A 1,563-nucleotide genomic window follows, 5' to 3' on the forward strand; every position below is an offset into this window, starting at 1 on the left:
GTTTTGATAACTGACTTAAAGCTGAAAGCTTTCCGGAACCCCCAGCCTAGCTGGGGGTTTTCTGTGCACAAAAAAAGTCCTCTGTCGAAGAGGGCTGATGGTTTATTTGATTTCGAGGATGTCGAGGCGGTTGGCGGTGAAATCGCCGTCGTCTTCGTCAGGCTGCCAGCCTGCGGGTTGCAAGGGGATCTCTTCGCGGTCAAAAGCGAGATCTCCGCCGTCCACCACCGCTGAGCCGTGATGGATGGCTTTGAAATCAAAAAGATTGGTATCGCTGAGATGCGAAGGCACCACGTTCTGCATCGCACTGAACATGGTCTCGATGCGACCCGGGTAGCGTTTATCCCAGTCACGCAGCATATCGGCGATAACCTGGCGCTGCAGGTTCGGCTGCGAACCACACAGGTTACACGGAATGATCGGGAACGCTTTTGCTTCGGCAAAACGCTCAATGTCTTTTTCACGGCAGTATGCGAGTGGGCGAATCACGATGTGCTTGCCATCATCACTCATCAGCTTAGGTGGCATGCCTTTCATTTTGCCGCCGTAGAACATATTGAGGAACAGCGTCTGCAAAATGTCGTCACGGTGGTGGCCCAGCGCGATTTTGGTGGCACCCAACTCGGTGGCTGTACGGTAGAGAATGCCGCGACGCAGGCGCGAGCAGAGCGAGCAGGTAGTTTTCCCTTCCGGAATTTTATCTTTTACGATCCCGTAGGTGTTCTCTTCTACAATCTTGTACTCAACGCCTTGTTGGTCGAGGTAGGCGGGCAGGATGTGCTCTGGAAAGCCCGGCTGCTTCTGATCGAGGTTTACCGCGATCAGACTGAAATTGACTGGCGCGCTTTGCTGCAGATTGCGCAGGATCTCCAGCATGGTGTAGCTGTCTTTGCCGCCGGAAAGACAGACCATGATGCGGTCACCTTCTTCAATCATGTTGAAGTCAGCAATAGCTTCGCCCACGTTACGGCGCAGACGTTTTTGCAGCTTGTTCAGGTTGTATTGTTCTTTCTTGGTAATATCTTGATTTTGCGACATTTATTCGTTACTCAAATATCAAATGGGGCACTGGTGGGGCAAAAGCACTTTAAAGTACCAGCTTTGAGTTCAGCATTGCCACCTGCTCGCTATTCATTTCTTCAATCCATGTAGCATAGATTTCATACACCATCTGCGCATTCTCGTGCCCCATCTGATTAGCAATAAAAAGACGGGTTAGCGCCTGCGGACAACAATCAGCATGCGAAAGTGTGCCGTGTATGGTACGGATTGCGGCGACGAATACCAGCACGTTTTATCGCAGACTTCCATCAGGCACCCATACTGGTCAAAGAATAGCAGGGTTTGTGCTGTCCGTTCCTCATTCCGGGTTTGAAAACGAAGTGCACTTTTTGCTGTTCCGTCAGCCCATATTCCCTATGGTCGTACGTAATTTTTTAAGGAAGATGCGATTTAATCGGTGGGGTTCAGTGGAGTCCTTAGCTGTATTATACCCAGAATACTTCGAGTTGCAGGAGCCAGTGAACCCAAGTCAATCGTAGGGATAGGTTGTTTAAGCACTAC

At 50.4% G+C, this 1,563-nt stretch carries 1 protein-coding gene and 1 pseudogene; both read right to left on the reverse strand.

Features of this window, described 5'->3' with window-relative positions; genetic code table 11:
- Positions 1-102: 102 nt before the first annotated feature.
- Complete coding sequence (ttcA, locus tag ACSZPU_RS25645) at positions 103-1,038, reverse strand: tRNA 2-thiocytidine(32) synthetase TtcA (RefSeq protein WP_499004426.1); 936 nt, start codon at positions 1,036-1,038, stop codon at positions 103-105.
- A 49-nt stretch (positions 1,039-1,087) separates the two neighbouring features.
- A pseudogene (locus ACSZPU_RS25650) lies at positions 1,088-1,436 on the reverse strand (tyrosine-type recombinase/integrase); the annotation flags it as partial.
- Positions 1,437-1,563 lie beyond the last annotated feature (127 nt).

It is taken from the genome of Phytobacter sp. V69 (assembly GCF_965644215.1).
In the GTDB taxonomy this organism is placed as follows: Bacteria; Pseudomonadota; Gammaproteobacteria; order Enterobacterales; family Enterobacteriaceae; genus Phytobacter.